This window comes from Mycobacteriales bacterium (assembly GCA_035550055.1).
GTDB lineage: Bacteria > Actinomycetota > Actinomycetes > JAFAQI01 > JAFAQI01 > DASZTV01.
Window position 1 is genome coordinate 1 of the sequence record DASZRO010000108.1, and the last position, 26,637, is coordinate 26,637.

A 26,637-nucleotide genomic window follows, 5' to 3' on the forward strand; every position below is an offset into this window, starting at 1 on the left:
CTGTGGCGGGGCTGGGGCGTGCCGGTGTGGCTCGCGCTGGCGCTCGTGCTGCTCGTGCTCGCCCCTGCCTTCGGCCTCCTCACCGAGGCGCTGTTCCGCCGGACCGCCGGCCAGCCGGCGGACCAGACGCTCGCGATCACGCTGGCGCTGCTGCTCGTGCTCATCGGCTTCGCCAACGCGGTGTGGCCGACGAAGACTCCCCGCTTCCTGCCGCGCTGGGCGGGCGAGGGCACGGTCACCCTCGGGATGCTCACCATCAGCGCGACGCAGATCGTCGTCGTGGTCACGGCGATCGCGATCGCGATCGGGCTGCGGCTGCTGTTCACGCACACCCGGCTCGGCATGGCGATGCGAGCCGCTGTCGACAACCCGGACCTGCTCGCGCTGTACGGCGAGGAGCCGGCCAAGGTCCAGCAGGTCGCCTGGGCGCTGAGCTCGGTGCTGGCGGCGCTGGCCGGCGTACTGCTCGTGCCGTTGATCCAGATGAACATCCTCAACATGACGCTGCTCGTCGTGAACGGCTACGCCGCCGCGATGATCGGCCGGCTGCGCAGCCTGCCGCGCGCCACGGTCGGCGCGCTCGCGCTCGGCCTCGCGATCTCCTACGCGATCGGGTACGCGCCGCAACTGCACCTGGACAACCACCAGTCGACCGAGATCACGCTGCAGCAAGGCATGCCGATGCTGCTGCTGTTCGCGGTGCTGATCTTCCTGCGACCCGACCCGCTGCGCGCCGGTGTGACCGCCGCGCGGCGACTGCCGTCCATCCCGACGTTCGTGCAGTCGGTCGTGGTGGCGGCGATGGGTCTGGTGGTCGCGATCGTGCTCTCCCGCACGCTGAGCGACAGCAACCTCGAGACCGCCTCGCTCGCGGTCGTGATGGCGCTGATCGCGGCGTCCCTCGTCCTGCTCTCCGGGTACGGCGGCCAGACCTCGCTGTGTGTGCTGACCTTCGCCGGCGTCGGCGCGTACATGATGTCCAAGGCGGGATCGCACACTGTGCTCGGCCTGCTGCTCGCCATCGTGGTCAGCGCCGCAGTCGGTGCCCTCGTCGCGCTGCCGACACTGCGGCTGCGTGGCCTGTTCCTCGCGCTCGCCACGTTTGCGTTCGGCGAGATCATGGACATCGCGTTCTTCGGCCAGCACTTCGGTTCCGGCGGCAGCCTCGACGTACACCGGCTCTCGATCCCGGGTCTGCATCTGGGCTCGGACCGCGGCTACTTCGTCTTCTGCAGCGCGGTGTTCCTGGCGGTCGGGGTCGGGCTGCTCGCGGTACGCCGCGGCCGCTACGGGCGACAGCTCGCCGCGCTCGACGACTCACCCGCCGCCTGCGCGACCATCGGGCTGCGGATCACCCGCCTCAAGCTCGTGGTGTTCGCGGTGTCGTCCGGGCTCGCCGGTCTGGCCGGAGCGCTGTTCGGCGGACTCGGCGCGCAGATCATCAGCACCGGCGACTTCGCGACGCTACAGAGCGCCGTGCTCTACCTGCTGCTGCGGGTCGGCGGCGTGAAGACGATCACCGGTGCGCTGATCGCCGGCGTCGTCACCGCGGTCCTGCCGGTGGTGCAGCAGCACGTGCCGTCGCTCGGCGGCCTGGCGTTCCTCGTGACCGGGGTCGCGTCGCTGTTCATCGGCCGCTTCCCGACTGGCATCGCGGGCGAGCTCGGACGAGCATTGGACCGTCGGCCCCGCCTCGCGCTTGCGGCCGTCGTGGAGCGAAAGGAGCTCGCCGGTGCCAGCCGCTGACCTTTCGACTCACGTCGGCCCGGCCCCCGCTGCGGCGCTGGAGCTGCGCGGCATCCGCGCCGGCTACGGGCGGATCACGGTGCTGCACGACGTCGACCTCGTCGTACCGGCGGGCAGCATCGTCGCGCTGCTCGGTGCCAACGGGGCCGGCAAGACCACGACGCTCGGGGTGGCGAGCGGGCGGATCCGGCCGACCCGTGGCCACCTGCACGTCGCCGGCGTACACATCAACGGGGCGAGTCCCGCCGCCCTCGCGCGCGCCGGCGTCTGCCTGATCCCCGAGGGCCGCGGCATCTTCCCGCGGCTGACCGTCGCGGAGAACCTGCGGCTGGTGACCTACGTCGGCGACCGGTCGGCGCACGACGTGGCCGAGCTCGCCTACGAGCAGTTTCCGCGCCTGGCCGAGCGCCGCAAGCAGGTCGCCGGGACCATGTCCGGCGGCGAGCAGCAGATGCTGGCGATGGCCCGCGCGCTCGCGACGTCGCCCAAGCTGCTGCTGCTCGACGAGATCTCGATGGGCCTCGCGCCGAAGATCGTCGCCGACCTCTACGAGCTGGTCGCCAAGGTCCGCGACAGCGGCGTCACCGTCCTGCTCGTCGAGCAGTTCGCCCACACCGCACTCGCGATCGCCGACTACGCCGTACTCATGGCCGCCGGCCGGGTCATCCGGGTCGGCCAGCCCGCCGACGTCGCGGACCGGCTCGACGAGACCTACCTGGGAGAGTCCGCATGAGGCTGCGTCGAGCCCAACGTTGTTGGTCTTTCAAGGGGGGTCGAAAGACCAAGAAGGTTGGGCTCGGCGGGGCGGTTTTGGCGCTGGCGTTGCTCACGCCTTCCGCCGCTCTGGGTGTCGCGGCTCGTGACACCCACTCGCACGTGCCGGTCGGGTCTGACCTGCTGAGCTACACGGCGCTCGCAAACGCGCCGGGGATCGGCATCAGCGGGATCTACATGGGGGTGTCGCTCGACATCCCGCAGGCCAACTCCTCGCTGACCACGGGCGGCGTCGGCGCCGGGCTCGCGTCGATCGCGTGGCCCGGCGACATCGGCGGCAACGCCGGTACGGCGGTGCAGGTCCTCGACCCGACCGCGCCGTCGATCGTCACGCTTCTCAACGACCCGGTGAAGGCCGAGACGCACAGCACCGGCACCCGTCACGCGGTGAACAAGACGATCCCCGGAACCGTGATGGAGTCCAGCGCCTCCCACACCCTGGTGACCGCGTCGTCGAAGACCGAGCTCGGGCTGGCGCCGCTCGGTTCGCTCGGGGTGTTCACCGGATCGAGCTCGGCCCGGCTCGTCGGGCCCAACACGATCCGCGCGGTCGCCGACAGCACGCTGGCCGGCATCAACCTCGCCGGCGGCCTGATCAAGATCGGTGCGCTGACCTCGCGCGCGGTCGTGACGAGCAACGGCAAGACCTCCCACGGCCACGCCGCGACCACGGTCGCCGACGTCTCGATCGCCGGCATCCCGGTCACGATCGACAAGAGCGGCATCCACCTGGCGAAGTCGGTCATCCCGACGTCTGCCATCACCTCGCTGCTGTCGAAGACGCTGAAGACGCTGCACCTGTCGACGACGTTCACACCGACGCTGTTCACCCACTCCGGCCCGTCCGCGTCGTACGACGCCGGCGCTCTGTTGCTGACCTATCACCCCGGCAGCGGCACCACGACGTACACGCTGACTCTCGGCCGCGCCGCCGCGCAGGTCGGCGCGACCGCGTCCTTCGCGCCGGGCGCGGTGAGCCCGCCGGCAACCGCGACCACCAGCCCGCCGTCGGCGACCGCGGGGTCCGCGCCGCCGGGCGGCGGCTCGGTCAGCCTGCCCCCGGGAGACGAGACCACGGTCGGCACGGGCGGCGGCCAGCCACCGACGGTCGCCAGCCCCGCGGCCAACGCCGCCGACGATCTCGCCGGTGGCCCGACCGGCTGGATGATCTTCGGGGTGATCGCGGCCACGCTGCTCGGTGCACTCGCGCTACCGAGAATCGCCGGTCGCTTCCTGGACGCCCCCGCCAACTCCGGCTGTGAGGACAACGAATGAGCGAGCAGCAGTCGAACCTCGCCGAGCTCCGCGACGCGGTGTCGGGGCTGCGGCCGAGCCGGATCAGGTGGTCGGACTCGTGGCTGCTGATCCTCGGCAGTGCGCTGTTGCCGCTCGGGATCGGGCTGATCCTGCTCGGCTGGTACGGCAGCGCGCAGACCTCGCTGGACTGGGAGCAGACGCCGTACCTGATCTCCGGTGGTCTGCTCGGCCTCGGGCTGCTCGGCGTCGGTACGGCGATGTTCTTCTCGTACTGGATGACGCGCCTGGTCCGCAGCACCGAGGAGACCGCCCGCCAGGAACGCGAGCACCAGCTGCGCGTCGAGCAGCTGCTGACCGACATCGCGGCCGGCCAGCGCGCCGCCGCCCGTCCCACCGGGCGCGGCGGCGACCAGCTCGTCGTCACGCCGGACGGCACGATGTTGCACCGCGCGGACTGCGTCGCGACCCGCGGCCTCGAGGTGACCAAGCCGAAGTCGTACGCCGGGCTGGCGCTCTGCGGCATCTGCCGGCCGACGCCTCCCGCGCAACGACGGGCGTCGACCCGCTCGTGAACGAGCTGCTCGAGGTCGCCGACGTGACCGTCCGCTTCGGTGGACTGGTCGCGGTCAGCGACGTCACCCTCAGCGTCCCGGCCGAGGCGGTCACCGGCCTGATCGGCCCCAACGGTGCGGGCAAGACGACGCTGTTCAACGTCATCAGCGGTCTTCAGCAGCCGACGCAGGGGCGGGTGCGCCTCGACGGCACCGACATCACCAAGTGGTCCGCGGCGCGGCGGGCGCGGGCCGGCATCGCGCGCACGTTCCAGCGGTTGGAGGTGTTCGGCTCACTGTCGGTCCGCGACAACGTGCTCACCGCCGCCGAGCTGGGTCGCGGGTTCAACCGCGACGGCCGGCCGGCGGGGCGGGTCGCCGACGAGATGCTCGAGCGGGTCGGCGCCTCGTCGTACGCCCACGCCGCCGCGGACGCCGTGCCGACCGGTGTGGCCCGCCTGGTCGAGGTGGCGCGGGCGCTGGCGGTGCAGCCCAAGGTGCTGCTGCTCGACGAGCCGTCGTCGGGACTGTCGCCGAGTGAGACCGAAGAGTTCGGCAGGCTGCTGCGCGAGCTCGCCGGGTCCGGGGTCGCGGTGCTGCTGGTCGAGCACGACGTTGACCTGGTCATGCACGTCTGCGACTACCTGCACGTCCTCGACTTCGGCCGGATCATCGGTGCCGGAACGCCTGCCGAAGTGAGAGCCGACCCCGTCGTACAGAACGCCTACCTCGGCGCCACCCCAGAGCTCGTCAGCTGACTCGTCAGCAGGATCAACGGAGGACCACCATGACCGTCACCGCCGGCGCAGATCTCGGCATCAACCTCTCCGACGAGGCGTTCTGGAGCACGTCTCAGGAGGAGCGGTACGCCGCGTTCGCGCGGCTGCGTGCCGAGGCGCCGATCGCGTACTTCGAGGAGCCGGAGATGCCGGGCTTCCCGGCCGGGCCGGGCTACTACGCGGTGACCCGGCACGCCGACGTCGAGCACATCAGCGCGACCCCTGAGCTGTTCTGCAGCGGCCAGGGGGCGGTCTCGATCCTCGACCTGCCGATGGAGATGCAGGAGTTCTACGGCTCGATGATCTCGATGGACAACCCGCGGCACGCGAAGATCCGTCGCATCGTGTCCTCGGCGTTCACCCCGAAGATGCTCGACGACGTCGTCAACGACGTCGACGTGCTGTGCCGCGAGATCCTCGCGACCGCACGCACGACGGCGCAGGCCAACGGCGGCGAGTTCGACCTGGTCAGCGAGGTGGCGGCCCCGCTGCCGCTGCGGATCATCTGCCGGATGATGGGCATCCCGGAGTCGGAGGAGAAGATGGTGCTCGAGCAGAGCAACGTCATCCTCTCCGGGGGCGACCCCGACTTCGTCACGACGCCGGAAGAGGGGCTGACGCTCGCGCTCAACGCCGGCATCGCACTGTCGGGCCTGATGACCGAGCTCGCCGAGGAACGCAAGGCGGCACCGAAGGACGACCTGGTCTCAGCGCTGGTCAACGCGGAGGTCGACGGCGAGTCGCTGACGTTCCAGGAGATCGCGTCGTTCTTCATCCTGCTCTGCGTCGCCGGCAACGAGACGACGCGGACCGCGATCAGCCACGGGGTGTACGCCCTCGACCGCAACCCGGACCAGCGCGCCGCGTGGATGGCGGACGAGTCGCTGAGCAAGACGGCGGTCGAGGAGATCGTGCGCTACGCATCGCCGGTGACGTGGATGCGGCGTACCGCGACCCGCGACGTGACCGTCGGCGGTCAGGACTTCGCGGAAGGGTCGAAGTTCATCCTGTTCTACAACTCCGCCAACCGCGACGAGTCGGTGTTCACCAACGGCGAGGCCTTCGACATCACGCGCTCGCCGAACCCGCACGTCGGCTTCGGCGCGCGCGGTCCGCACTTCTGCCTCGGCGCGAACCTGGCACGCCGGGAGATCGCGGTCGCGTTCCGCGCGATGTTCGACCTGATGCCCGAGCTGAAGGTGGTCGGCGAGCCCGACCGGCTGCGCAGCTCGTTCGTGAACGGCATCAAGCGGATGACCGTCAGCATCGACTGACGACAAATCGCGGCCCGGCCGCTTCTCCTCGTCCCTTCGAAGGGCGGGTTACTCGGGCGTGCCCTGGCAGAGGTACTTCGTCGGGGCGACTCCGGTGCGGACGTACTGACCGTCCTTGATCACCCACGGTACGAAGCAGTTGCCGGCCTTCTTGGCGGCCGGGTCGGACGGCGCGAAGAACCCGTTCGCGTCGAACGAGTGCACCTTCGACAGGGCGGCGAGCACCTTCTGGCGGGTCAGGTCCGGCCCGACCGAGGCGATCGCGTCCACCAGCAGCTCGGTCTCCGCCCAGGCGTCAGCCGCGAAGGAGTCCGCCGCGCCGTTGCCCGTGACGGCGGAGTACCACTTGTGGAACAGCGCGGTCGCCGGGATGTTCGCGATGTCGCCCGCACTGAAGAACATCGTCTCGCCGTTGAAGCCGTAGATGCCGTTGGCCAACGAGGCGTTGCCGAGGTCGGTGAAGAACGTCTGGTCGTAGGCGAGCGGGGCGAAGATCAGCGGGTGGAAGTTCTGCTGGTTCGCGTTGCGCACGAACTCCGCGAGCTCCTGGGCGTCGAACAGCGTGTAGAACAGCTTCACCCCGGCCTGGCGCATCTGGATGATCTGCGCGGTGAAGTCGGTCGACGTCGGCGACACCGACGAGTGCACGACGAACTTCCAGCCGACGGTCTCCGCGCTGTGGATCGACAGCGAGGCGACGTTGTTGACCGCCGGCAGGTTGGCGTAGAGGAAGCCGGTGTGCTGGACGACGTCGTGACCGAACCGCTTCGTCACCCAGTCGAACGGCCCGTTGCTGACCTTGGTGCCGATCGGGGTCACGCTGTAGTTGTTCGGCAACGCGTTTGCCTGCGGCGTCACCGCGAGGTGGGCGTCCGGCACGGTCTTGTGAGTGGCCAGAACCGTCGCGCCGCACTGGTCGTTGAGCGACGCGGAACCGGCGAACGCGAAGACCTTGCCGATCTCCTCGTCGATGCCGTTGCGGTCCCCCTCGCACGACGTCTGCGAGTCGGCGACGTCGATCTTGAGCTGGCGGCCGTATATGCCGCCGAGTGAGTTGATGTAGGCGATGTAGGCGTTGGTGCCGTTGACCGCGCTCTGGAACAGCCCCGGCTGCGGTCCGGACAGGTCGCTGACGTTGCCGAGCAGGATCTGGTTGGCGGTGACTCCCACGTCGGTCGACCCGCCGTTGCCACCGGCAGGAGCCGGCGCGCCGACGCCGGGCGGGAGGCCGGTCGACGACGTGGTGGTCGTCGTGCCGCCGCTCTTGCCCCCGGTGGTCTTGCCCGAGCCGGTCGTCGTCGTACCAGTCTGCCCGCTGGTGGCGCCACCGGTGCCCGTCGTCACGGGAGGTACGACGCCGCCCTCGCTCGGCACCGTGACCGGCGTGGTGGGAGCCACACCGCCGGTGACCGGAGCGGTGTCGACCGTGCCGCCGGTCTGCTCGAGCTGTTGCGCCTCGAGCTGGCGGCGGGTGGCGGAGTCGACCTGGGTTCCGCACGCGGCGAGCAGAGCCGTCGCGAGCATCGCGGCAAGGACTGAGTTGGTACGTCGCATCACGGGTGAACGTACGGCCCGACGGCCGATTTGTCACCACTTACATGCATAGCCGCATGCAAGTTTTGTGGTGACGCCGCCGGTCACCGCGGTGACGAGATCGTCACCGAGCCGCATCCAAGTGCGCCAATCGGGGCAGACCTCCGGCAACGACAACGCCGCCTCCGGCGGCCCACGACCAATGCCGCCTCCGGCGGCCCACGACCTGGAGGCGACGTGCTCTCGGCCCTGCTACTCGCGGGGCTGTTTGCCGCCCCGCTGGCGACCTTCGCGCTGTTCATCCAGCCGCCGATCCGCGGCGGCGGGCTCGGCGCCTGGCCGTGGGCGCGGCGCCTGGTCCTGGCGGTCCTCAGCAGCGTCGTGCTGGCCGGCGTCGTCGACGGTCTGCTGGACGCGCTCGGCACGACCCGGCACAACCTCATCGCCGCCGCGATCGCCATCGTGGCGGTCAGCCTCGCGTGGCTGCCGTTCACCCGCCGCTGGAGCGCCCGGGCCCACTTGTGCTGGTCGGCCACGACCTACCTGTTCGGGACCTACCTCGTCTTCATGATCTGGTGGACGTTCGTCAGTCGGCTCGGCGCTGCCGGCACCACCGGCGGGATCATCCTGTGGCTGCTCGAGCTGTTCGCGGCGTTCCTCGCCGGTGCCTACATGTGGGAGCTGTGCGACGCGCTCGGCCGCGAGGCGTGGGTACGCCGCATCCGCAGCGGCGTACCGACGAGTGAGCTGCCGACCGTCGACGCACTGCCCTTCGTCAGCCTGCACGTGCCGGCGTACAACGAGCCCCCGGAGATGGTCATCGACACGCTGCAGTCGTTGATCGCGCTCGACTACCCGCACTACGAGATCATCGTGCTCGACGACAACACCACCGACGAGGCGTTGTGGAAGCCCGTCGAGTCGTGGTGCTTCGTGCACGACGTGAAGTTCGTCCACCTCTCCGACTGGCCGGGCTACAAGTCGGGAGCCCTCAACTACGCGCTGCGCGAGATGATCGACCCGCGCACCGAGCTGATCGGCGTCATCGACGCCGACTACCAGCTCGAGCCGGACTTCTTACGGCGGTGCGCGCCGCTGTTCGCGGACCCGAACGTCGGGTTCATCCAGGCGCCGCAGGACTATCGCGACTGGGAGCAGGCGCCGTTCTACCGGCGGCTGTACTACTCCTACAAGTATTTCTTCGCCGTCTCCCAGCCCTCGCGCAACGAGCGCGACGGCGCGATCTTCGCCGGCACGATGGGGTTGATCCGCCGGCAGGCGATCGAGCAGGTCGGCGGCTGGGACGAGTGGTGCATCACCGAGGACGCCGAGCTGTCGCTGCGCCTCATGGTCCACGGCTGGTCCGGCCTGCACGTCGACCGCTCGTTCGGTGTCGGCGTCATGCCGTTGACATTCGAAGCGCTCAAGGGTCAGCGCTTCCGGTGGTGCTTCGGCGGCATCCAGATCCTGCGGCGCAACTGGCGGCTGATGATGCCGGGACCGCGTACGGAGGACAACCAGCTCACCACCGGCCAGCGCTGGGCGTACCTGTCGGGCGCGTTGCAGTGGTACGGCGACCTGGTGGCGTTGCTGTTCTACCTGTTCCTGCTGGTGGGCGCCGCCAACGTCGGGGAAGGCGGCGGCCTGCTGTTCCGCAAGCTCACCGGCTTCCTCGTCGCGGCCATCCCGGCACTGTTCCTGCTCGGCCTCGTCCGCGCGGTCGCGCTGTTGCGGCGCGGGACCGGCGCGGGCTGGCGCGATGCGCTCGGCGCGTTCATGATCTGGCAGTCGACCGGCCTCGTGGTGGCCCGGGCATCGGTGCAGGCGTTATTCGCGAAGGAAGCCGAGTTCCTGCGTACGCCGAAGACCGCGGAGGACGCGCACTGGTGGGACGCGATCCGCGGCAACCTCGGCGAGACCGCGTTGGCGGTGATGGGCCTGGCCGGCATCGCGGGCGCGCTCGCTCGTGCGAGCGGCCGCGGCGGCTGGCTGACGGCGGCACTGCTGCTGTGGCCGACCATTGCCTACGCCGCCGCGCCACTGAACAGCCTGGCCGCCCAACGCGGCGCGCTGCCCGCGGACCTGCGCGCCCGTCGCCGCAGCGAGAGCCAGCGCTACGGCGCGCGGCACGTGACGATGGCCGCCGGCGGGCTGGTGCTCGCCGGCGTCACCGCGGCGGTGGTCGCGGCGCTGCTGAGCCCGAGCAAGGTGCCGGTCCTGACGCCGCAGCTGGTCGGCCCGGCGCAAGGCCACCAGGCGGACTACGCACACCCGCGCAAAGCGTCGAACAGTCCCTCGGCCGCTCCGTCGAGCTCACCGAGCGCGAGCCCGTCACCGTCGGCGAGCCCGAGCGCAAGTCCGACCTCGTCGAGCTCGCCCAGCCCATCCGCGATTCCGACCCCGTCGAGGACCGCGTCGGCGAGTCCGACCGCATCGAACAGCCCGACACCGACCGACTCCGGGATCGCCGCCGCCAGCTGAACCCGGGCCCGGCTAGGTTGCTGCACGTGACGGTAGTCGACGAGGTGACGCCCGGCGGCGCGGATTCGGTACGCCGGTTCCTCGACGTACTCGAGCTCGAACAGGTCGACCGCGACATCTTCCGGGCCTGGAACCCGCCTCGCGAACACAAGGGCCCGCGGGACACACTGTTCGGCGGTCAGGTCGCGGCACATTCGTTGCGAGCCGCGAGCGCGACGGTCAACCCGGACCACTACCCGCACTCGCTGCACGGGTACTTCCTGCGCCCCGGCAAGGACAACGCTCACACCGTGCTGCGCGTCGACCGGATCCGCGACGGCAAGTCGTTCACCACCAGGACGGTGGTGGCCCAGCAGGACGGTGAGGCGATCTTCACCCTCACCGCGTCCTTCCACCGCGACGAAGGGGGCGGGGAGTTCGCGACGCCGATCGCGGAGGACGTGCGGCCGGCCGACGAGCTGCTGGCCTCAAAAGGCGAAGGCCGCTACCAGTGGGAGACCGACGCGCCGTTCCAGCGCGTCGAGATCCCCGAGTACTCCCACATCCGGGACAGCCCGAAGCCACGGCGGGTGATGTGGCTGCGGCCCCGATCGCCGATCGCTTCCGACGACCCGCACCTGCACGCCGCGGTCCTCACCTACATCTCCGACATGGGCGTGGTCGGCGCGGTGCGCAGCGCGCTCGGCCGATGGGACGCCCACGGGATGGGCGCCAGCCTCGACCACGCGCTGTGGTTCCACCGCAGGATTCGCGCGGACCAGTGGCTGCTCTTCGACGTGTCCTCGCGGTCGAACGCCGGCTCCCGCGGGCTCGGCGTCGGGTCGTTGCACACCGCGGACGGGACACACGCGATGACGATCGGGCAGGAGGCGCTCGTCCGCCTCAGCGACTAGCGCGACGCCTTGCGCAAGACCACCCATTGGGCACTCGCGGCGGATGCGACGGGTGCGACGGTCGCCGGGCTCGGACCGATCGGATAGGTCGCCGACGTCAGCGGAGTCGGCAACGGCTTGGCCTGGCTCGGTGCGCTGCCGGCCGCGTCGAGCTCGTCGCCGTACGTCCCCGGCGCGCCGTGCGGATGGTCGGGCAACAACACCGGCGCGGACACCACGAGGTCCTCGCGTCCGCCGTCGCCCGCGAGCACCGGGAACGCGTGGATGTTGGTGCACTCCCTGACGGCGTCGATCGCCCACGCCGGCGGATCCAACAGCGAGACGAAGCCGCCGTCGCTCAACGCCAGCAGGCAGTGCGTCCCCACCGTCGAGTGAGCCGCGGCAACGACGGGCGGGGCGTCGGCCGGCACGCCGTCCGTGACGTTCTCGACGACCACGCGCAGCCGCACCATCGGCACGACGAGCCCGGCGTCGGTCGCCGCAACCTGCACGCGTAGCTGTAACGGCTTGCAGGTACGACGGATCCGGCCGCGGACCGCGCCGGTGGCATCGCGGGCAACCTCGAGCTCGGTGACGCCGACGGCCTCGAACCGCGCCTCGACCGGGGCCCGGCGTACCTCGTCGAGGTCGACGGTGAGGTCGCGCTCGTGGCGGATGGACTCCTCGGCGGTGGCGACCGTCCAGCCGTCGACGTCGAGACGCGAGGTCGGGACGAAGCCGGTGCCGTCGAGGTAGCGCTCGACGGTGCGCCGCTGCGGCTGAAGGAACCGCAGCCGGATCGCCAGGGTGGCACCCGGTGCGCACTCGGCGACGACCTCGGTACGCGCGAACCAGGACTCCGTCGTGCCGTCGACCCCCGTGTCGAGCGGCAGGTTGTGCGCCGACCAGTCGCGAGGTAGCAATATGCCGACCCGCCGGCCCTGGTCGTAGAGGATCTCGTCGGCGACGGTGCGCGCGCGCCGGTAGACGTCAGGCGCGACGGATCCGAGGCCGGACACGGCGACGATCTACCCCGCCGCGACCTCCGTAACCGGCTCGGGCCTGCGGCCAGCGACGACGCGGCCCGCCCACCGAGACGGTGGACGGGCCGGGTCGTTACTGATGTGGCGGGAGTGGTCAGGCGCCGATCACGACCGGCTCCAGCGGGAGCCCTTCGCCCGCCGCGCCGTCGGTTGCGCCAGCGCCGCCGGCCGGAGCTTGCGGGCGCCGGATCAGGCTGGCCACGGCGACCAGGGCCACCAGCATGATCCCGACCGAGACCGCGAACGCCGTGGTGTACCCGTGCACCGCCGCCGCAGGGACGTTGGGCAGGACGTGGTGCGAGGTGGCGTACGACGCGGACGCGCTGGTCGCAATCGTGTTGAGCAACGCGATGCCGAGCGACCCACCGATCTGCTGCATCGTGTTGACCAGCGCGCTCGCCGCGCCGGCGTCATGGTTCGGGACGCCGAGCAGCGCGGTCGAGGACAGCGGCACGAAGACCTGGCCCATGCCCAGGCTGATCAGCAACTCCGACGGCACGACGTGCGCGATGTAGGCAGAGTGCGGAGGCAGCTGGGTCAGCCACAACATCCCGAGCGTCGCCAGCGAGAAGCCGGTGATCGCAAGAGCGCGAGGGCCGAACCGGGGCAGCGTCTTCGACGCGATCGTCGAGGAGGTGATGACCCCCAGCGGGAAGGGCAGGAACGCGACCCCGGCCTTCAGCGGGCTGTAGCCCAGCACGCCCTGGAAGTAGTAGCTCAGGAACAGGAACGAGCTGAACATCCCGAGCGTCGCCAGCAGGAACGCGAGGTAGGACCCGCCACGGTTGCGGTGCAACACGATCCGCAACGGCAGGATCGGGTTGGCCGCGCGCGTCTCCCAGAAGATGAACTGCGCCAGGACGAGGCCCGCGACGACCAGCAGCGTGATGGTGCGCGGAGCCGACCAGCCGTGGATCGACGCCTCAGTGAACCCGTAGACGAGCAGCGCGAGCCCGCCGGTGACCGAGAGGGTCCCGGGGATGTCGAAGCGACGGTCGCCTTCGGCACGGCTCTCCGACAGCAACGGGACGGCCGCGAACGCCACCGCGATGGCGATCGGGGTGTTGACCAGCAGCGTCCAGCGCCACGAGAGGTACTGCGTCAGGGCGCCACCGGCGATCAGGCCGAGCGCACCGCCCGTACCGGAGATCGCGCCGTACACCGCGAACGCCTTCGCGCGTTCCTTCGCCTCGGTGAAGGTGGTCGTGATCAGGGACAGGACCGCCGGCGCCAGCAGCGCCGCGAACACGCCCTGGATCGCCCGCGCCGAGAACAGCCAGGCGCCGGACTGCGCCGCGCCGCCGAGGGAGGAGGCTCCGGCGAAGCCGAACAGCGACATCAGGAAGATGCGCTTGCGGCCGAGGTAGTCGCCGACCCGGCCGCCGAGCGGGAGCAGGCCGCCGAAGGTCAGCGTGTACGCCGTGATCGCCCACTGGCGGTCGGCGTTCGTGATGTGAAGAGCGTGCTGCGCATCCGGCAACGCGATGTTCACGATGGAGGAGTCGAGGATGATCATCAGCTGAGCGATGCCGATGACGACGAGTGCCAGCCAACGCCGGTCGTGGTCTGTGGTCATGGTGGTTCCCTTGCTAGGTCTCTTGCTTTACGTGTCTGCGTCGTGCGCGTTGCGGAATGTTTGCTCTCGACTTACGCTTGTGACATAAGCGGAGGCTGCTTCCGTTACGCTATCGGAGGCTACCTCCGGTTAGCAAGCGGTTATTCCTGTGACCTACGGCACAACCGCGGAAAGGGCGAGAAAGGTGACGACGCAGGACGTGGCGGCCGAAGCGCCCCGCGCATTGCGCGCAGATGCCCGGCGTAACCGCGACAAGCTCGTCGAGGTCGCCGCTGACGCGTTCGCCCGCGACGGCATCGACACCTCACTCGAGGAGATCGCCCGCACCGCCGGCGTCGGGATCGGCACGCTCTACCGCCACTTTCCCAACCGCGACGCGTTGCTGGAAGCGGTTTTCCGCCGCAACGTCGACGACATCGCCGCCCAGGCCGACGAGCTGTTGGCCGCCCTTCCCGCCGACCAGGCGCTCGCGGAGTGGATGTCGCGCTTCGTGCGCTACGTCGCGGGCAAGAAGGGCCTCGCGATGCACCTGAAGTCGGTCGTGTCGCACGACGCCGAGATCTTCGCCTACAGCCACGACCGCATGGAGTCGGCGATGAAGCGGCTTGTCGACGCCGCTCGCGCCGCCGGCTCGATCCGCGCGGACGCCGACTACATGGACGTGCTCCGCGCGCTGTCCGGCGTGTGCATGATGTCCGACGTACCAGGCTGGCAGGACCAGGCGTGCCGGGTGTCCGGCCTGCTGATGGACGGCCTGCGCTACGGCGCCTAGCGCGGATGGATCCGGGCTCTCTTGCGGCGGCGCTGGCAGCGGTGGTCGCCGACTCACTCGGGGTCACCTCGGTCGAGGTCCAGGAGGTACGCCGGCTCTCCGGCGGGGCGAGCCGGGAGTCGTGGTCGTTCGACGCCATCCACGACGGCGGCGTCGAGCCGCTGATCCTGCGCCGGGCGCCGGCCGCGATCAGTGACGCCATCGGCCCGACGATGATGCTCGAGGCCGCCGCGATGCGCGAGGCTGCCCGGGTCGGCGTACCCAGCCCGCAGGTGCTCTTCGCCACCGCCGACAAGGAGCCACTCGGCGGGTCCGGCATCGTGATGAGCCGCGTCGACGGCGAGACGATCGGCCGCAAGATCGTGCGCGACGACACGTTCGCCGAGGTACGTCCGCGGCTTGCCCGCCAGTGCGGCGAGGTCCTCGGCCGGTTGCACGGCATGGATCCCGCCGCCCTACCGCCGGTGGCGGACTCCTACGCCCTCGACGGGCTGCGTGCGCTGCTCGACGAGTCGAAGGTGGCCAGCCCGATGTTGGAGCTGGCGCTGCGCTGGCTCGAGCTGAACCGGCCGGTGTCGACCCGCCGTACGGTCGTGCACGGCGACTTCCGCAACGGCAACCTGGTCGTCGGTCCCGACGGCCTGCGCGCCGTCCTCGACTGGGAGCTGATCCATCTCGGTGACCCGATCGAGGACCTCGGCTGGCTGTGCACCCGCGCCTGGCGCTTCGGCGGCGACGGGCCGGTCGGCGGCTTCGGGGAGTACGACGATCTGCTGGCCGGGTACGAGGCGACCAGCGGGCAGCGGGTCGACCTGGACGTGCTGCGGTGGTGGGAGCTGCTGGGCACGGTCAAGTGGGGCGTGATCTGCATCGTGCAGGCCAACCGTCACCTCGTCGGCGGCCAGCGCTCCGTCGAGCTGGCGGCGGTCGGGCGCCGCCTGGTCGAGCAGGAGTACGACTGCCTGGAGCTGCTCGAGGAGCTGACGACGTGACCGAGGCCTTCCCGACGGCTGCCCAGCTCGCCGAAGCGGTCGAGGAGTTCCTTCGCGATGAGCTGCTGCCGGCCCTCGACGGCAGGCTGAAGTTCCAGACGCTGGTCGCGGCGAACGTGATGGCGATCCTGCGCCGCGAGCTGATCGACGGCCCGGCGGGTGCCGCGGCGCACCAGGAACGGCTCGCGTCACTGGGCGTCGCGGACGACGCTGCTCTGGTCGCCGCGATTCGCGGCGGCGAGATGGACGACCGCATCGCAGAGGTCATCGCGACGCTGCGCCCGTCGGTGGAGGCGGCGGTCAAGATCGCCAACCCGAAACATCTTCGATAAGAACTCACCATGGACTTCGCACTGCCGGCCGAGCTCTCCGAGTACCTCGACGAGCTCGACGCGTTCATCGAGCGCGAGATCAGACCGCTCGAGGCGGAGAACGACAACATCCGGTTCTTCGACCACCGTCGCGAGGACGCGCGCACCGACTGGGAGCGCGGCGGGCTGCCGAACCGCGAGTGGGAGCTGCTGCTGCACGAGGCGCGGATGCGCGCCGACCGGGCCGGTCACTACCGCTTCCCCTACCCGAAGGAGTACGGCGGAAAGGACGGCTCCAATCTCGCGATGGCGGTGATCCGCGAGCACCTGGCGGCGAAGGGTCTCGGGTTGCACTGCGACCTGCAGAACGAGCACTCGATCGTCGGCAACAACGTGGCGCTGCTGCTGATGCTCCACTACGGGACCGAGCAACAGAAGGCGGAGTGGATCGACGGACTGCTCGAAGGCCGGATGTTCTTCGCGTTCGGCATCACCGAGCCCGACCACGGCTCGGACGCCACCCACATGGAGACGACCGCCGTCCGGGACGGTGACGAGTGGGTCATCAACGGCGAGAAGACGTTCAACACCGGGATCCACGTCGCCAACGCCGACATGGTGATGGCGCGTACGTCGGGCGAGGCCGGTGACGGCCGAGGCATCACCGCGTTCCTCGTCCCGACCGACGCCGACGGCTTCGAGGTCGAGGAGTACCTCTGGACCTTCAACATGCCGACCGATCACGCCCACGTCAGGCTGACCGACGTACGCGTGCCGGACTCGGCGATCTTCGGCGGCGAAGGACGCGGCCTCGCCGTCGTACAGCACTTCTTCAACGAGAACCGGATCCGCCAGGCTGCCTCCAGCCTCGGCGCCGCGCAGTTCTGCATCAACGAGTCGGTCGACTACGCGAAGACACGCGCGCCGTTCGGAAAGCCGCTCGCCACCAACCAGGCGATCCAGTTCCCGCTGGTCGAGCTACAGACCCGCGCCGAGATGGTGCGCGCCCTGATTCACAAGACGGCGTGGCGCATGGACACCGAAGGCGTGTTCGCCGCTTCGCGCGAGGTGTCCATGTGCAACTACCAGGCCAACCGGTTGTGTTGCGACGCCGCCGACCAGGCGATGCAGGTGCACGGCGGCCTCGGCTACTCGCGGCACAAGCCGTTCGAACACATCTACCGCCACCACCGTCGCTACCGGATCACCGAAGGCTCCGACGAGATCCAGATGCGCCGCATCGCCGGCTACATGTTCGGCTTCATGAAGCAGCAGGCGCCGAAGGGCGTCGCCGAGTGACGAAGGAAGTCGCGGTAAGCGTCCGCGGCCTGACCAAGAGCTACGGCAACGTGCATGCAGTGCGCGGCATCGACCTCGACATCGAGGTAGGCGCGGTCTACGCGATCCTCGGCCCCAACGGCGCCGGGAAGACCACGACGGTCGAGATCCTCGAAGGGTTCCGCCAGCGCGACGGCGGCGAGGTCAGCGTGCTCGGACTCGATCCCGGGCGGCAGCGAACGCAGCTCAAGGACCGGATCGGCATCGTGCTGCAAGCCAGCGGCATCGATCCCTACCTCACCGTCGCCGAGACCATCGAGCTCTACGCCTACTACTACCCGCATCCTCGGCCGATCGACGAAGTGGTCGAGCTGGTCGGGCTGGGGCACAAGCGCGACACCCGCGTGGTCAAGCTCTCCGGCGGGCAGCAGCGTCGCCTCGACGTGGCGATCGCGCTGGCCGGCGACCCCGACCTGCTGTTCCTGGACGAGCCGACGACGGGCTTCGATCCCGCTGCCCGGCAGGAGTCGTGGCAGATCGTGCGAGACCTCGCCCAGCTCGGCAAGACCGTCCTGCTGACCACCCACTACATGGACGAGGCCGAGCAGCTCGCCGACCGGGTGGCGATCATCGCCGACGGCAAGATCGTCGTCGAGGGCCCCCCGAGCCGCCTCGGCGGACGCGACCGGCGGCGGCCGCTGCTGACGTTCCGGCTGCCGGAAGGCGCCAAGCCGCCACGCGGGCTCGACGCCACCGTCGCACCTGACGGGTCGTACGCCGTCGAGCCCGAGGACCTGACCGACGCGCTGCACCGGCTGACCGGCTGGGCGCGGCGCAACGGCATCGCGTTGGACGACCTCCAGCTGCGCCGGCCCACCCTCGAAGACACCTACCTCCAGCTGCTTGCGGAGCACACCTCATGAGGTTCGTCAGGCTCACCGGCTTCCAGCTCCGCTTCGTCAACAAGACGTACTGGCGCAACCCGACCGCGGCGTTCTTCACGTTCGCGTTCCCGCTGATGCTGCTGGTGATCTTCACCGCGTTGCTGGGCAACGGCCACGTGTACCTGTTCCACGAGCAGCTGCGGCAGTCGACGTACTACGTCGCGCAGATGGCGGCGTTCGGCGTGATCTCGGCCTGCTACACCTACGTCGGGATCGCGCTCACCTTCCAGCGGGACTTCGGCGTGCTCAAACGCGCCAACGGCACTCCGATGCCGGCGCTCGCGTTCTTCGCGGCGCGCGTGCTGCACGCGATGTTCGTCGCGCTCCTGCTGGTCGTCATCACCGCCGGCTTCGGCCGGCTGGCCTACCACGCGCACGTCCCGGGTGGCGCCACGCTGCTGCGCTTCCTGGTCATGCTCGTCGTCGGTGCGATGGCGTTCTGCGCTCTGGGCTTCGCGATCACCGCGGCGATCCCGAACATGGACGCCGCCGCACCCGTGGTGCAGGCGTCCATGCTGCCGCTGCTGTTCCTGTCCGGTGTGTTCATCCCGCTCGGCGACGACGCCGCGGGCTGGGTCAAGTGGGTGAGCCGGATCTTCCCGGTACGCCACTTCGCCGACGGCATGCTCGCCGGCTTCCTCGGCACTCCGTTTCGCTGGAGTGACGTCCTGGTCGTCGCGGCGTGGGGTGTCGGCGGGATCGCGATCGCGGTCCGTTACTTCAGCTGGGAGCCTCGTACCTGATCGCGCAATGACCCGTCGGGCTGGTTTCGGCTAGTCACAAATGACGGAATTCCGTCGTACTGCGAAATGCGGCGTTTGCGCCTGGTCCCGCAGCGAGAAGTTGGCCAGACACTGACTCCATGACGGTGCTCGACGTGCGGCCCGACACGACCTCGTCGTGGCGGCCACCGACCGCGCGCCGGCCGGCACCACGGGTGCTGCGAGGTCGCGACGGCGACCCGGCATGGGTGCGGCCGGGCGTCTTGTCGTTGCTTGCCGGCACTGCCGTCCTCTACCTCTGGGGGCTCGGCTCCTCCGGGTGGGCGAACAGCTTTTACAGCGCGGCCGCGCAAGCGAGCACGCACTCGTGGAAGGCCCTTTTCTTCGGCTCGCTGGACTCGGCGAACTCGATCACCGTCGACAAGCCGCCGGCCGCGCTGTGGGTCATGGACCTCTCCGCACGGCTGTTCGGCCTGAGCAGCTGGTCGATCCTGGTGCCCGAGGCGTTGATGGGCGTCGCCACCGTCGGTCTGATCTATCTGACCGTGCGCCGGATCTTCTCCCCGGCCGCGGGTCTGCTGGCCGGTGCCGTCATGGCGCTGACCCCGGTCACGACGTTGATGTTCCGGTTCAACAACCCGGACGCGTTGCTGGTGCTCCTCGTGGTTGCCGCGGCGTACGCCGTCACCCGTGCTGTCGAGTCAGCGGCGAGTGGCGCCTCGACGCGGTGGTTGTTGCTGGCGGGCCTGCTGGTCGGCACCGGCTTCATCACGAAGATGATGCAGGCGTTCCTCGTCGTACCGGCGTTCGGGCTCGCCTACCTGGTCGCCGCAGACACCACCCTGCGGCGGCGGATCGGGCAACTGCTCGCCGCCGGCGCCGCGATGCTGGTCGCGTCCGGCTGGTGGGTGGCGATCGTGACGTTGTGGCCGGCCGACGCCCGCCCCTATGTCGGCGGCTCGCAGGACAACAGCGTCCTGAGCCTCATCGTCGGCTACAACGGCCTGGGCCGCCTCACCGGCCACGAGGCCGGCAGCGTCGGGATCGACGGGGTCGGCAAGCCCGGTCTGCTGCGACTGTTCAGCACCCAGTTCGGCGGCCAGTGCTCGTGGCTGTTGCCTGCCGCGCTGCTGCTGCTGGTCGCGACGCTGTGGCTGTCACGGCACGCTCCGCGTACCGATCCGCGCCGGGCGCAGCTGGTGCTGTGGGGCGGCTGGCTGCTCGTGACAGGCGCGACGTTCAGCATGATGTCCGGGATCACGCATCCCTACTACACGGTCGCGCTCGCCCCGGCGACCAGCGTGTTGGTCGGGATCGGTGCGACGTCGCTGTGGGCGCGACGCGAGGAGCGGCTCGCCCGGGTCGTGCTGGCTGGGGCGGTGGCGCTCACCGCGTGGTGGTCGGTGCAGCTGCTCGATCGCACCCCCGGCTGGCAGCTCTGGCTGCGCCTGCTCGTGCTCTTCGCCGGAGGTGCCGCAGTCGTCGGGATCGCGACCACGCCCCTGCATCGCCGGCGTCGCGAGTCACTGATCGCGGCGGCCGCGCTCGTCGCATCGCTGGCCGGTCCCGCGGCGTACTCGGTCGTGACCGCCACGCGCCCGCACACCGGATCCCTGCCGATGGCGGGACCGGTGATCACTCCTGCCAGGACACTCGACGCCGATGCCGCAACGCATCGCAACGGTGGTCTGCTCGACGCGCCCACGGTGCCGCACGCCCTCGCGACCGTCCTCGCCGCCGGTGCCGCCGGCTACCGCTGGGTGGCTGCAACGGTGGGTTCGGAAGACGCCGCCGGCTACCAGCTCGCCAGCCGGCGCCCGGTGATGTCGATCGGCGGCTACAACGGCACGGACCCGTCCCCGACCAGCGCGCGGTTCGAGTCGCTGGTCGCGCAGGGACAGGTTCACTACTTCATCCCGGGCGGCGCCGGCCTGTCGGGCGACGGGTCGAACACAGGCACGACGCCGGCCGCGCAGATCACCGCCTGGGTCGAGGCCAACTTCCGTCCCGCGACGGTCGACGGCACGACGCTCTACGACCTGAGCACGAACTGAGTCCGGACTCACAGGGAACTCGCAGGACGGCCTCACGTTGTGTTGATCTCCGACGGCGACCCTCGAGCCATGACCATCACGGACAGTGAACAGCTCTACGACGCACTGCGACTGCCGCGGCCGGCCGACCGGCGCAGCTCGCCGCACTCCGCGACCGCGCCCGCCGTCGACATCGCGATCCCGGTGTTCAACGAGGAAGCGACCCTCGATGCGTCGGTACGCCGGCTGCGGGCGTATCTCGACAGCTCGTTCCCACTGTCGGCGCGCATCACCGTCGTCGACAACGCGAGCACCGACGCGACCTACCGGATCGGGCAGCAGCTCACCCGTGAGCTGCCCGGCGTCCGGCTGATCCGGCTGCCGGACAAGGGCCGCGGTCGCGGGCTGCGGCGCGCATGGTCGATCAGCGACGCGGACGTCGTCGCCTACATGGACGTCGACCTCTCGACCGACCTCAAGGGACTGCTGCCGCTCGTGGCGCCGTTGCTGTCCGGTCACTCCGACATCGCCATCGGCACCCGGCTCGCGGAGGGCTCACGCGTGGTTCGCGGGCCGAAGCGCGAGCTGATCTCACGCAGCTACAACGCCATCCTTCGCACCGTCCTTGCGGCGCGGTTCAGCGACGCGCAGTGCGGCTTCAAGGCGATCCGCGCCGACGTCGCGCGCCGGCTGCTGCCGCAGGTCCGGGACGAGGCGTGGTTCTTCGACACCGAGCTGCTCGTCCTGGCCGAACGCGAGGGTCTGCGCATCCACGAGGTCCCGGTCGACTGGACCGACGACCCGGACAGCCGCGTCGACATCGTGCCGACTGCGCTGGCCGATCTCAGAGGTGTGGCCCGGATGGCGCTGCGCGGGCGGGCCGTCACCGAAGTCGTCCGGTTCGCCGGGATCGGCACCGCGAGCACCCTCGCCTACGTGGCGCTCTACGCGGCACTTCGTACGACGATGTCGGCCCTGCTCGCCAACGCGCTGGCGCTGCTGGTCACCGGCGTCGCCAACACGGCCGCGAACCGGCGGTTGACCTTCGACATACGCGGCAGGACGGGCGCGATGCGCCACCAGCTGCAAGGCCTCGCCATCTTCGCCGTCGCGTTGGGACTGACATCCGGGTCGCTCGCGGCACTGCATGCGCTTGCCGGGCGGCCGGCCCGCGCGGTGGAGATCGCCGTACTGGTGCTGGCTAACCTCGTCGCCACCGTCGTACGGTTCGTGCTGTTACGGCGGGTGTTCAGAGCCGGGACGCGAAGTCGACGCGCGTCGCGGCACGGCTCGCCGACGACCCGCGAGCTGCTGCGCGGAATGCGGAGCATGCCGTGATCACGCTCCTCGACCCGATGCCCGACGCACCTTCTAGCGTTGCGCCCGCACCAGACGGCGAAGGCGCCCCAGACCCGGTCGCGTCCGTGCCGGCCCGCGGCGGCCGGCTGCGCCGGCTCGTTCGCGGTCGCCCGCAAGATCCGTCCTGGGTGCGGCCGAGCCTGCTCGCCCTGCTGAGCGGCACCGCGCTGCTCTACCTGTGGGGGCTCGGCGCCTCGGGCTGGGCGAACAGCTTCTACAGCGCGGCGGTGCAAGCGGGCACGCACTCGTGGAAGGCGTTCTTCTTCGGCTCGCTCGACTCCGGCAACTCGATCACGGTCGACAAACCGCCGGCGTTCCTGTGGGTGATGGACGTCTCGGCGAAGGTCTTCGGCCTGAACAGCTGGTCGATCCTGGTCCCCGAGGCGCTCATGGGTGTGGCGGCCGTCGGCTTGCTCTACCTGACGGTTCGTCGGCACTTCAGCGCCGGCGCCGGGCTCATCGCCGGAGCCTCGCTCGCCCTGACGCCGGTCGCCACGCTGATGTTCCGGTTCAACAACCCGGACGCGATGCTCGTCCTGCTGCTGGTGGCGGCCAGCTACGCGCTCACCCGCGCCGTCGAAGCTGCGCCGACCCGCGCCTCCACGAGGTGGCTGATGCTCGCGGCGCTGCTCGTCGGCACCGGCTTCATCACGAAGATGATGCAGGCGTTCCTCGTCGTACCGGCGTTCGCCCTGGCGTACCTGGTCGCCGCGGACACCCGGCTGCGGCGCCGCGTGGTGCAGCTCCTCGCGGCCGGCGCAGCCATGGTCGTCGCCTCCGGCTGGTGGGTGGCGATCGTCGAGCTCTGGCCGGCGTCCTCGCGGCCCTACATCGGCGGGTCGCAGGACAACAGCTTGCTCAACCTGATCTTCGGCTACAACGGCCTGGGCCGGATCACCGGCAGCGAGACCGGCAGCGTCGGCGGCGGTGGTGGCGGCGGCGCCGGCGGCCCGGGGGGCAACGGCACGAGCATGTGGGGCAGGACCGGTTTGCTGCGGATGTTCAGCAGCGAGTTCGGCGGCCAGGCGTCCTGGCTGATCCCGACGGCGCTGCTGCTGCTCGTCTCGACGTGGTGGCTGTTGCGGCGTACACCACGGACCGACGGCAGGCGGGCGCAACTGATCCTGTGGGGCGGCTCTCTGCTGGCGACCGGGCTGACCTTCAGCTACATGTCCGGGATCATCCACCCCTATTACACGGTGGCAATCGCGCCGGCGACCGGTGCGCTGGTCGGCATCGGTGCGGCGGCGATGTGGCAGCACCGCTTCGCGTGGTGGGCCCGGCTCGCCCTCGCCGCCGCGGTCGCGCTGAGCAGCTGGTGGGCCTGGGCGCTGCTCGATCGCACGCCCGGCTGGCACCCGTGGCTGCGGGTGGCGATCGCACTGATCGGTACGACGGCAGCGGCCGCGATCCTCGTCGTACCCATGCTGGGCGGCCGGCTCGGCCGCCGGATCGCGGCGGCGGTCGGCGCGGTGGCGCTGGTGGTCTCGCTGGCGGGCCCGGGGGCGTACTCGATCGCGACCGCGGCGACCCCGCACACGGGCTCCCTGCCCTCCGCCGGCCCGGCCGCAGTCGGCTTCGGCCCCGGCGGCGGGCCGGCGGCACGCGGCGGGCCGGGCCGCATCGGTGGCGGAACCGGCGGGTTTCCCGGTTTTGGCGGGCTGCCGGGCGGGCAGACCGCAGGAGGTTTCCCGAGCTTTGGCGGCTTTCCCGGTGGTTTCGGGCCGGGCGGTCAGTCGGCGACGGGCGGGCTTCCCGGAATCGGTGGTCAGCTCGGAGGCGGCGGATCGCTCGGCCGGGGCCCGGGGTCGGTGACCGGCGCGCCCGGTCAGGGAGGCGGCGGGTTGCTGAGCGCCCCGACGCCGTCCGCCGATCTCGTCGCCGCGCTGACGTCAGACGCGGCCGCCTACCGCTGGGTGGCGGCGACCGTCGGATCGCAGAACGCCGCCGGCTATCAGCTCGGCGCCGATGAGCCGGTGATGGCGATCGGCGGTTTCAACGGGACGGATCCGTCACCGACGCTGGCACAGTTCAAGGCCTGGGTCGCCGAGGGCGACATCCACTACTTCATCCCGGGTGGCACCGGCGTCGGGCCGGGCGCCGGAGCCGGCGGAAGTCAGGCCTCGGACGTCGCGGCGCAGATCACCTCGTGGGTGGAGTCGACGTACTCCGCAACCACGATCGGCACCACCACGGTCTACGACCTGACCTCGCCGGCCACCTGACGCCCCGAAGGAAACACAAACGTGACGCGATTCCGGTTTTCGGGGCTCTCGAGGCACCGAAACCGGGGCCCGCGTCACGTTTGTGTTTTCTTACGTACGCCGCGTCGGCCTGGGCTCAGCCGAGCGAGCGTCGGGTGAGGACGACGACCTGGTCGTCCTCACCCAAGGTCACCGGTTCGCCGGCCGCCGGGTTCACCACCACCGCGTCGGCCGCGTTGCGGTAGCCGATCGCGAGGTCACCGGCGGCAGCGACCGCGAGTACGACGCCGCCCCACGGGTGCTCATCGCTGCTCACGTACCGCCCGGCCGGCCGCATGGCGATCGTCGGACCGGTGGCACCGAACAGCTCGCCGAAGACGGCCGCCAGCTGCGGGTTCTCCGACAGCTGCGCCATGAGGAGACTCGCGAGGTCGTCGCTGACGACGAAGTCGTCGAGGCCCGCCGTCGCCGCAAGCGGCACGGTACGCGACTCCAGGACCTCGGCGACCACCCGCGGCCGATGCGCGGCAGCGGCGAGCTCCCGGTTCAGCGTGATGATGGTGAGCAGGGTGCGAGCGTCCGCTTCGGCGGGCGTGAGGTGGCCGCGATAACCGAGCACGAAGATCTGGTCGAAGTCCGCCACGCTGAGGTTGCCGACTCCCGGATCGGCGATCGCATGCAGGCGATGCTTCATGCCCGCCACCACGACCTCACTCGGGTCGACCACCGCTGGGTCGACGACGACGTCGAGGCGAGCACCACGAGGCAGCATCTCGTCGATCCCCGACACGATCCGGCCACCGAGGTCCGACCAGCCGATGACGAGGAGGCGTTGGGCACCGGACTCGCGGACGGCACGTCCCCGCCGGGCGGGTGCCGGTGTCACTTCGGGAACACCGGTGAAGCTGATCGCGCTGTCGTCCTCAGCGATCAGCAGAAGGCTGTCGTCGGCTGCCAGCTCGAGCGTCAGGTCAGGGCACAGACTCAACCTGCCGTCGCCGTGCTGGACGCCGATCACGGTGCACCCGGCGTAGGCCAGAAGCACCTCACCGAAGCGCCTGCTAACGACGTCGGTTGCGGGGTAGGTGTACATCTCGTCGCCGTCGAAGTCGAGCAGTTCGCGATACACCGCACCGAGCCCCGCCTGCCGGCAGGCCTGCGCCACGACCTTCGCGATGATGTCGGTGGCATGCACCGGGCGGACCCGTTCGCCGCAGGCGGCGACCAGCGCCGCCGCGGTGCTCTCCGACTCCAGTTCGACGACGATCGGTACGTCGTCATCGCCGCGTAGCGCGTGCGCGGCGAGTGCCGCCTTCACCGCGCTCGCGTCTCCGTCGGTGTCAGCGTCGGCCAGGACGATGACGGACCGCGCTGAAGTGATCGCGATCCGCTCCAGGTTGGCCGGATTGGCTGGGTCGCCGGTCCGGACGATCAAGCGGGTGTTGCGCAGGTCGCCCACGCGCGCGGCGATCTCGTCCTCGAGTTCGGCCTTCTCGCTCACCGACAGCACGACCACTGCCGGTCGCCGGCGGCTCTCGTTGGCGATGGCGAGCTCGGACAGGATCGTGAACAGCAGCGGTGACCGACCGAGGACGACCGTGTGTCCGCTCTCGATGACGGCGCCGCGTCCCCGCCGTAGCGCCTCGATGCGCTGCTCGAACCCGGTCGCGATGATGCCGATCAGCGCACTGGCGATGAAGATGCCCGACAGCGTGACGATCAGCGCGATGACGCGGACGGCCCAGTCGGTGTCGGAGGCGAACGTTCCGGAGTCGAGGACGCGCAGCAGGCTCTGCCAGAAGTCCTCGCCGAATCCGCGATGGGTGCCGCCGTACTCGAGATGAGCCAGCGAGATGATCGCCGCCGATACGACGACGAAGGCCATCGTCACTGCGAGCAGCAGCAGGATGACGCCCATCGGGCCGCGCGACAGCAACGCGTCGAACCGGTAACGCGCGACCTCTCGCGTGCTCGGTTCGGCCTTGCGGACGATCAGCGCACCATCTGCCGAGCGCGCGCCGGCCGGCTGCGCCGCGCTCGGTCGGCGACGTCGCCTCGTCGTCTCCCCCACCATGGAGCGGGACCCTACCGTCGGTCGTACGCTGCCGCCGTGACAGACGACCGACCGGCCCAGTG

General features: G+C 70.3%; 21 protein-coding genes. 17 read left to right on the plus strand and 4 right to left on the minus strand.

The features are described 5' to 3' along the window. The 6 genes from VG899_15585 to VG899_15610 form a co-directional block, all read left to right on the plus strand. The coding region (locus tag VG899_15585) for an ABC transporter permease (protein ID HWA67783.1) at positions 1–1,746 on the plus strand (1,746 nt) is incomplete at its 5' end. Then, on the plus strand, positions 1,733–2,479 hold the full coding sequence (locus VG899_15590) for an ABC transporter ATP-binding protein (protein HWA67784.1): 747 nt from the start codon (positions 1,733–1,735) through the stop codon (positions 2,477–2,479). The genes VG899_15585 and VG899_15590, both read left to right, overlap by 14 nt. A 143-nt stretch (positions 2,480–2,622) precedes the next feature. Further along, entirely contained in the window at positions 2,623–3,795 is a 1,173-nt protein-coding gene (locus VG899_15595) for a choice-of-anchor P family protein (protein ID HWA67785.1), read from the plus strand. Beyond that, positions 3,792–4,349: a hypothetical protein gene (locus VG899_15600; protein HWA67786.1), complete on the plus strand. Its 558-nt coding sequence runs from the start codon at positions 3,792–3,794 to the stop codon at positions 4,347–4,349. The genes VG899_15595 and VG899_15600 overlap by 4 nt, the downstream gene beginning before the upstream one ends. Then, positions 4,346–5,086, plus strand: a complete 741-nt coding sequence (locus VG899_15605) for an ABC transporter ATP-binding protein (protein HWA67787.1) — start codon at positions 4,346–4,348, stop codon at positions 5,084–5,086. Before VG899_15600 ends, VG899_15605 begins: the two co-directional genes overlap by 4 nt. A gap of 29 nt (positions 5,087–5,115) precedes the next feature. Then, positions 5,116–6,381 (plus strand): cytochrome P450, encoded by a 1,266-nt coding sequence (locus VG899_15610; protein HWA67788.1) that lies wholly within the window; start codon positions 5,116–5,118, stop codon positions 6,379–6,381. A gap of 48 nt (positions 6,382–6,429) precedes the next feature. Here VG899_15610 and VG899_15615 read toward each other — a convergent pair whose 3' ends face one another. Further along, positions 6,430–7,935, minus strand: coding sequence for an ABC transporter substrate-binding protein (locus VG899_15615; GenBank protein HWA67789.1), 1,506 nt, complete (start codon positions 7,933–7,935; stop codon positions 6,430–6,432). Between the two features lie 216 nt (positions 7,936–8,151). Here VG899_15615 and VG899_15620 point away from each other — a divergent pair, with 216 nt between their 5' ends. Then, on the plus strand, positions 8,152–10,395 hold the full coding sequence (locus VG899_15620) for a glycosyltransferase (GenBank protein ID HWA67790.1): 2,244 nt from the start codon (positions 8,152–8,154) through the stop codon (positions 10,393–10,395). A gap of 26 nt (positions 10,396–10,421) precedes the next feature. Continuing rightward, on the plus strand, positions 10,422–11,288 hold the full coding sequence (locus VG899_15625) for an acyl-CoA thioesterase domain-containing protein (protein ID HWA67791.1): 867 nt from the start codon (positions 10,422–10,424) through the stop codon (positions 11,286–11,288). Here VG899_15625 and VG899_15630 read toward each other — a convergent pair. Together VG899_15630 and VG899_15635 are read right to left on the minus strand one after the other, a co-directional pair. Continuing rightward, complete coding sequence (locus tag VG899_15630) at positions 11,285–12,286, minus strand: hypothetical protein (GenBank protein ID HWA67792.1); 1,002 nt, start codon at positions 12,284–12,286, stop codon at positions 11,285–11,287. The genes VG899_15625 and VG899_15630 overlap by 4 nt on opposite strands. A gap of 118 nt (positions 12,287–12,404) precedes the next feature. Beyond that, on the minus strand, positions 12,405–13,886 hold the full coding sequence (locus tag VG899_15635) for an MFS transporter (protein HWA67793.1): 1,482 nt from the start codon (positions 13,884–13,886) through the stop codon (positions 12,405–12,407). A 184-nt stretch (positions 13,887–14,070) separates the two neighbouring features. Here VG899_15635 and VG899_15640 point away from each other — a divergent pair, with 184 nt between their 5' ends. The 9 genes from VG899_15640 to VG899_15680 all read left to right on the plus strand — a co-directional run bounded on the left by VG899_15640 (position 14,071) and on the right by VG899_15680 (position 24,522). Beyond that, positions 14,071–14,658 carry a helix-turn-helix domain-containing protein gene (locus tag VG899_15640; protein HWA67794.1) on the plus strand — a complete coding sequence of 196 codons (588 nt, stop codon included), beginning with the start codon at positions 14,071–14,073 and terminating at the stop codon, positions 14,656–14,658. A 5-nt stretch (positions 14,659–14,663) separates the two neighbouring features. Next, positions 14,664–15,650, plus strand: a complete 987-nt coding sequence (locus VG899_15645; protein ID HWA67795.1) for a phosphotransferase family protein — start codon at positions 14,664–14,666, stop codon at positions 15,648–15,650. Further along, a complete protein-coding gene (locus VG899_15650) occupies positions 15,647–15,982 on the plus strand; it encodes a DUF6285 domain-containing protein (protein ID HWA67796.1) in 336 nt (111 codons plus the stop codon). The genes VG899_15645 and VG899_15650 overlap by 4 nt, the downstream gene beginning before the upstream one ends. A 9-nt stretch (positions 15,983–15,991) precedes the next feature. Then, positions 15,992–17,260, plus strand: coding sequence for an acyl-CoA dehydrogenase family protein (locus tag VG899_15655; GenBank protein ID HWA67797.1), 1,269 nt, complete (start codon positions 15,992–15,994; stop codon positions 17,258–17,260). Continuing rightward, a complete protein-coding gene (locus VG899_15660) occupies positions 17,257–18,162 on the plus strand; it encodes an ABC transporter ATP-binding protein (protein ID HWA67798.1) in 906 nt (301 codons plus the stop codon). The genes VG899_15655 and VG899_15660 overlap by 4 nt, the downstream gene beginning before the upstream one ends. Then, positions 18,159–18,926, plus strand: coding sequence for an ABC transporter permease (locus tag VG899_15665; GenBank protein HWA67799.1), 768 nt, complete (start codon positions 18,159–18,161; stop codon positions 18,924–18,926). The genes VG899_15660 and VG899_15665 overlap by 4 nt, the downstream gene beginning before the upstream one ends. A gap of 119 nt (positions 18,927–19,045) precedes the next feature. Continuing rightward, positions 19,046–20,959 (plus strand): glycosyltransferase family 39 protein, encoded by a 1,914-nt coding sequence (locus tag VG899_15670; GenBank protein HWA67800.1) that lies wholly within the window; start codon positions 19,046–19,048, stop codon positions 20,957–20,959. 69 nt (positions 20,960–21,028) lie between these two features. Next, positions 21,029–22,276, plus strand: coding sequence for a bifunctional glycosyltransferase family 2/GtrA family protein (locus tag VG899_15675; protein ID HWA67801.1), 1,248 nt, complete (start codon positions 21,029–21,031; stop codon positions 22,274–22,276). Next, complete coding sequence (locus VG899_15680) at positions 22,273–24,522, plus strand: glycosyltransferase family 39 protein (GenBank protein HWA67802.1); 2,250 nt, start codon at positions 22,273–22,275, stop codon at positions 24,520–24,522. The genes VG899_15675 and VG899_15680 overlap by 4 nt, the downstream gene beginning before the upstream one ends. Before the next feature lie 115 nt (positions 24,523–24,637). Here VG899_15680 and VG899_15685 read toward each other — a convergent pair whose 3' ends face one another. Next, complete coding sequence (locus VG899_15685) at positions 24,638–26,575, minus strand: hypothetical protein (GenBank protein ID HWA67803.1); 1,938 nt, start codon at positions 26,573–26,575, stop codon at positions 24,638–24,640. Between the last annotated feature and the right edge of the window lie 62 nt (positions 26,576–26,637).

Coding starts and splice junctions, on each gene's coding strand:
- VG899_15600 (HWA67786.1), top strand. CDS start 3,792: ATGAGCGAGCAGCAGTCGAACCTCGCCGAGCTCCGCGACGCGGTGTCG.
- VG899_15610 (HWA67788.1), top strand. CDS start 5,116: ATGACCGTCACCGCCGGCGCAGATCTCGGCATCAACCTCTCCGACGAG.
- VG899_15615 (HWA67789.1), bottom strand. CDS start 7,935: ATGCGACGTACCAACTCAGTCCTTGCCGCGATGCTCGCGACGGCTCTG.
- VG899_15635 (HWA67793.1), bottom strand. CDS start 13,886: ATGACCACAGACCACGACCGGCGTTGGCTGGCACTCGTCGTCATCGGC.
- VG899_15645 (HWA67795.1), top strand. CDS start 14,664: ATGGATCCGGGCTCTCTTGCGGCGGCGCTGGCAGCGGTGGTCGCCGAC.
- VG899_15655 (HWA67797.1), top strand. CDS start 15,992: ATGGACTTCGCACTGCCGGCCGAGCTCTCCGAGTACCTCGACGAGCTC.
- VG899_15665 (HWA67799.1), top strand. CDS start 18,159: ATGAGGTTCGTCAGGCTCACCGGCTTCCAGCTCCGCTTCGTCAACAAG.
- VG899_15670 (HWA67800.1), top strand. CDS start 19,046: ATGACGGTGCTCGACGTGCGGCCCGACACGACCTCGTCGTGGCGGCCA.
- VG899_15675 (HWA67801.1), top strand. CDS start 21,029: ATGACCATCACGGACAGTGAACAGCTCTACGACGCACTGCGACTGCCG.
- VG899_15685 (HWA67803.1), bottom strand. CDS start 26,575: ATGGTGGGGGAGACGACGAGGCGACGTCGCCGACCGAGCGCGGCGCAG.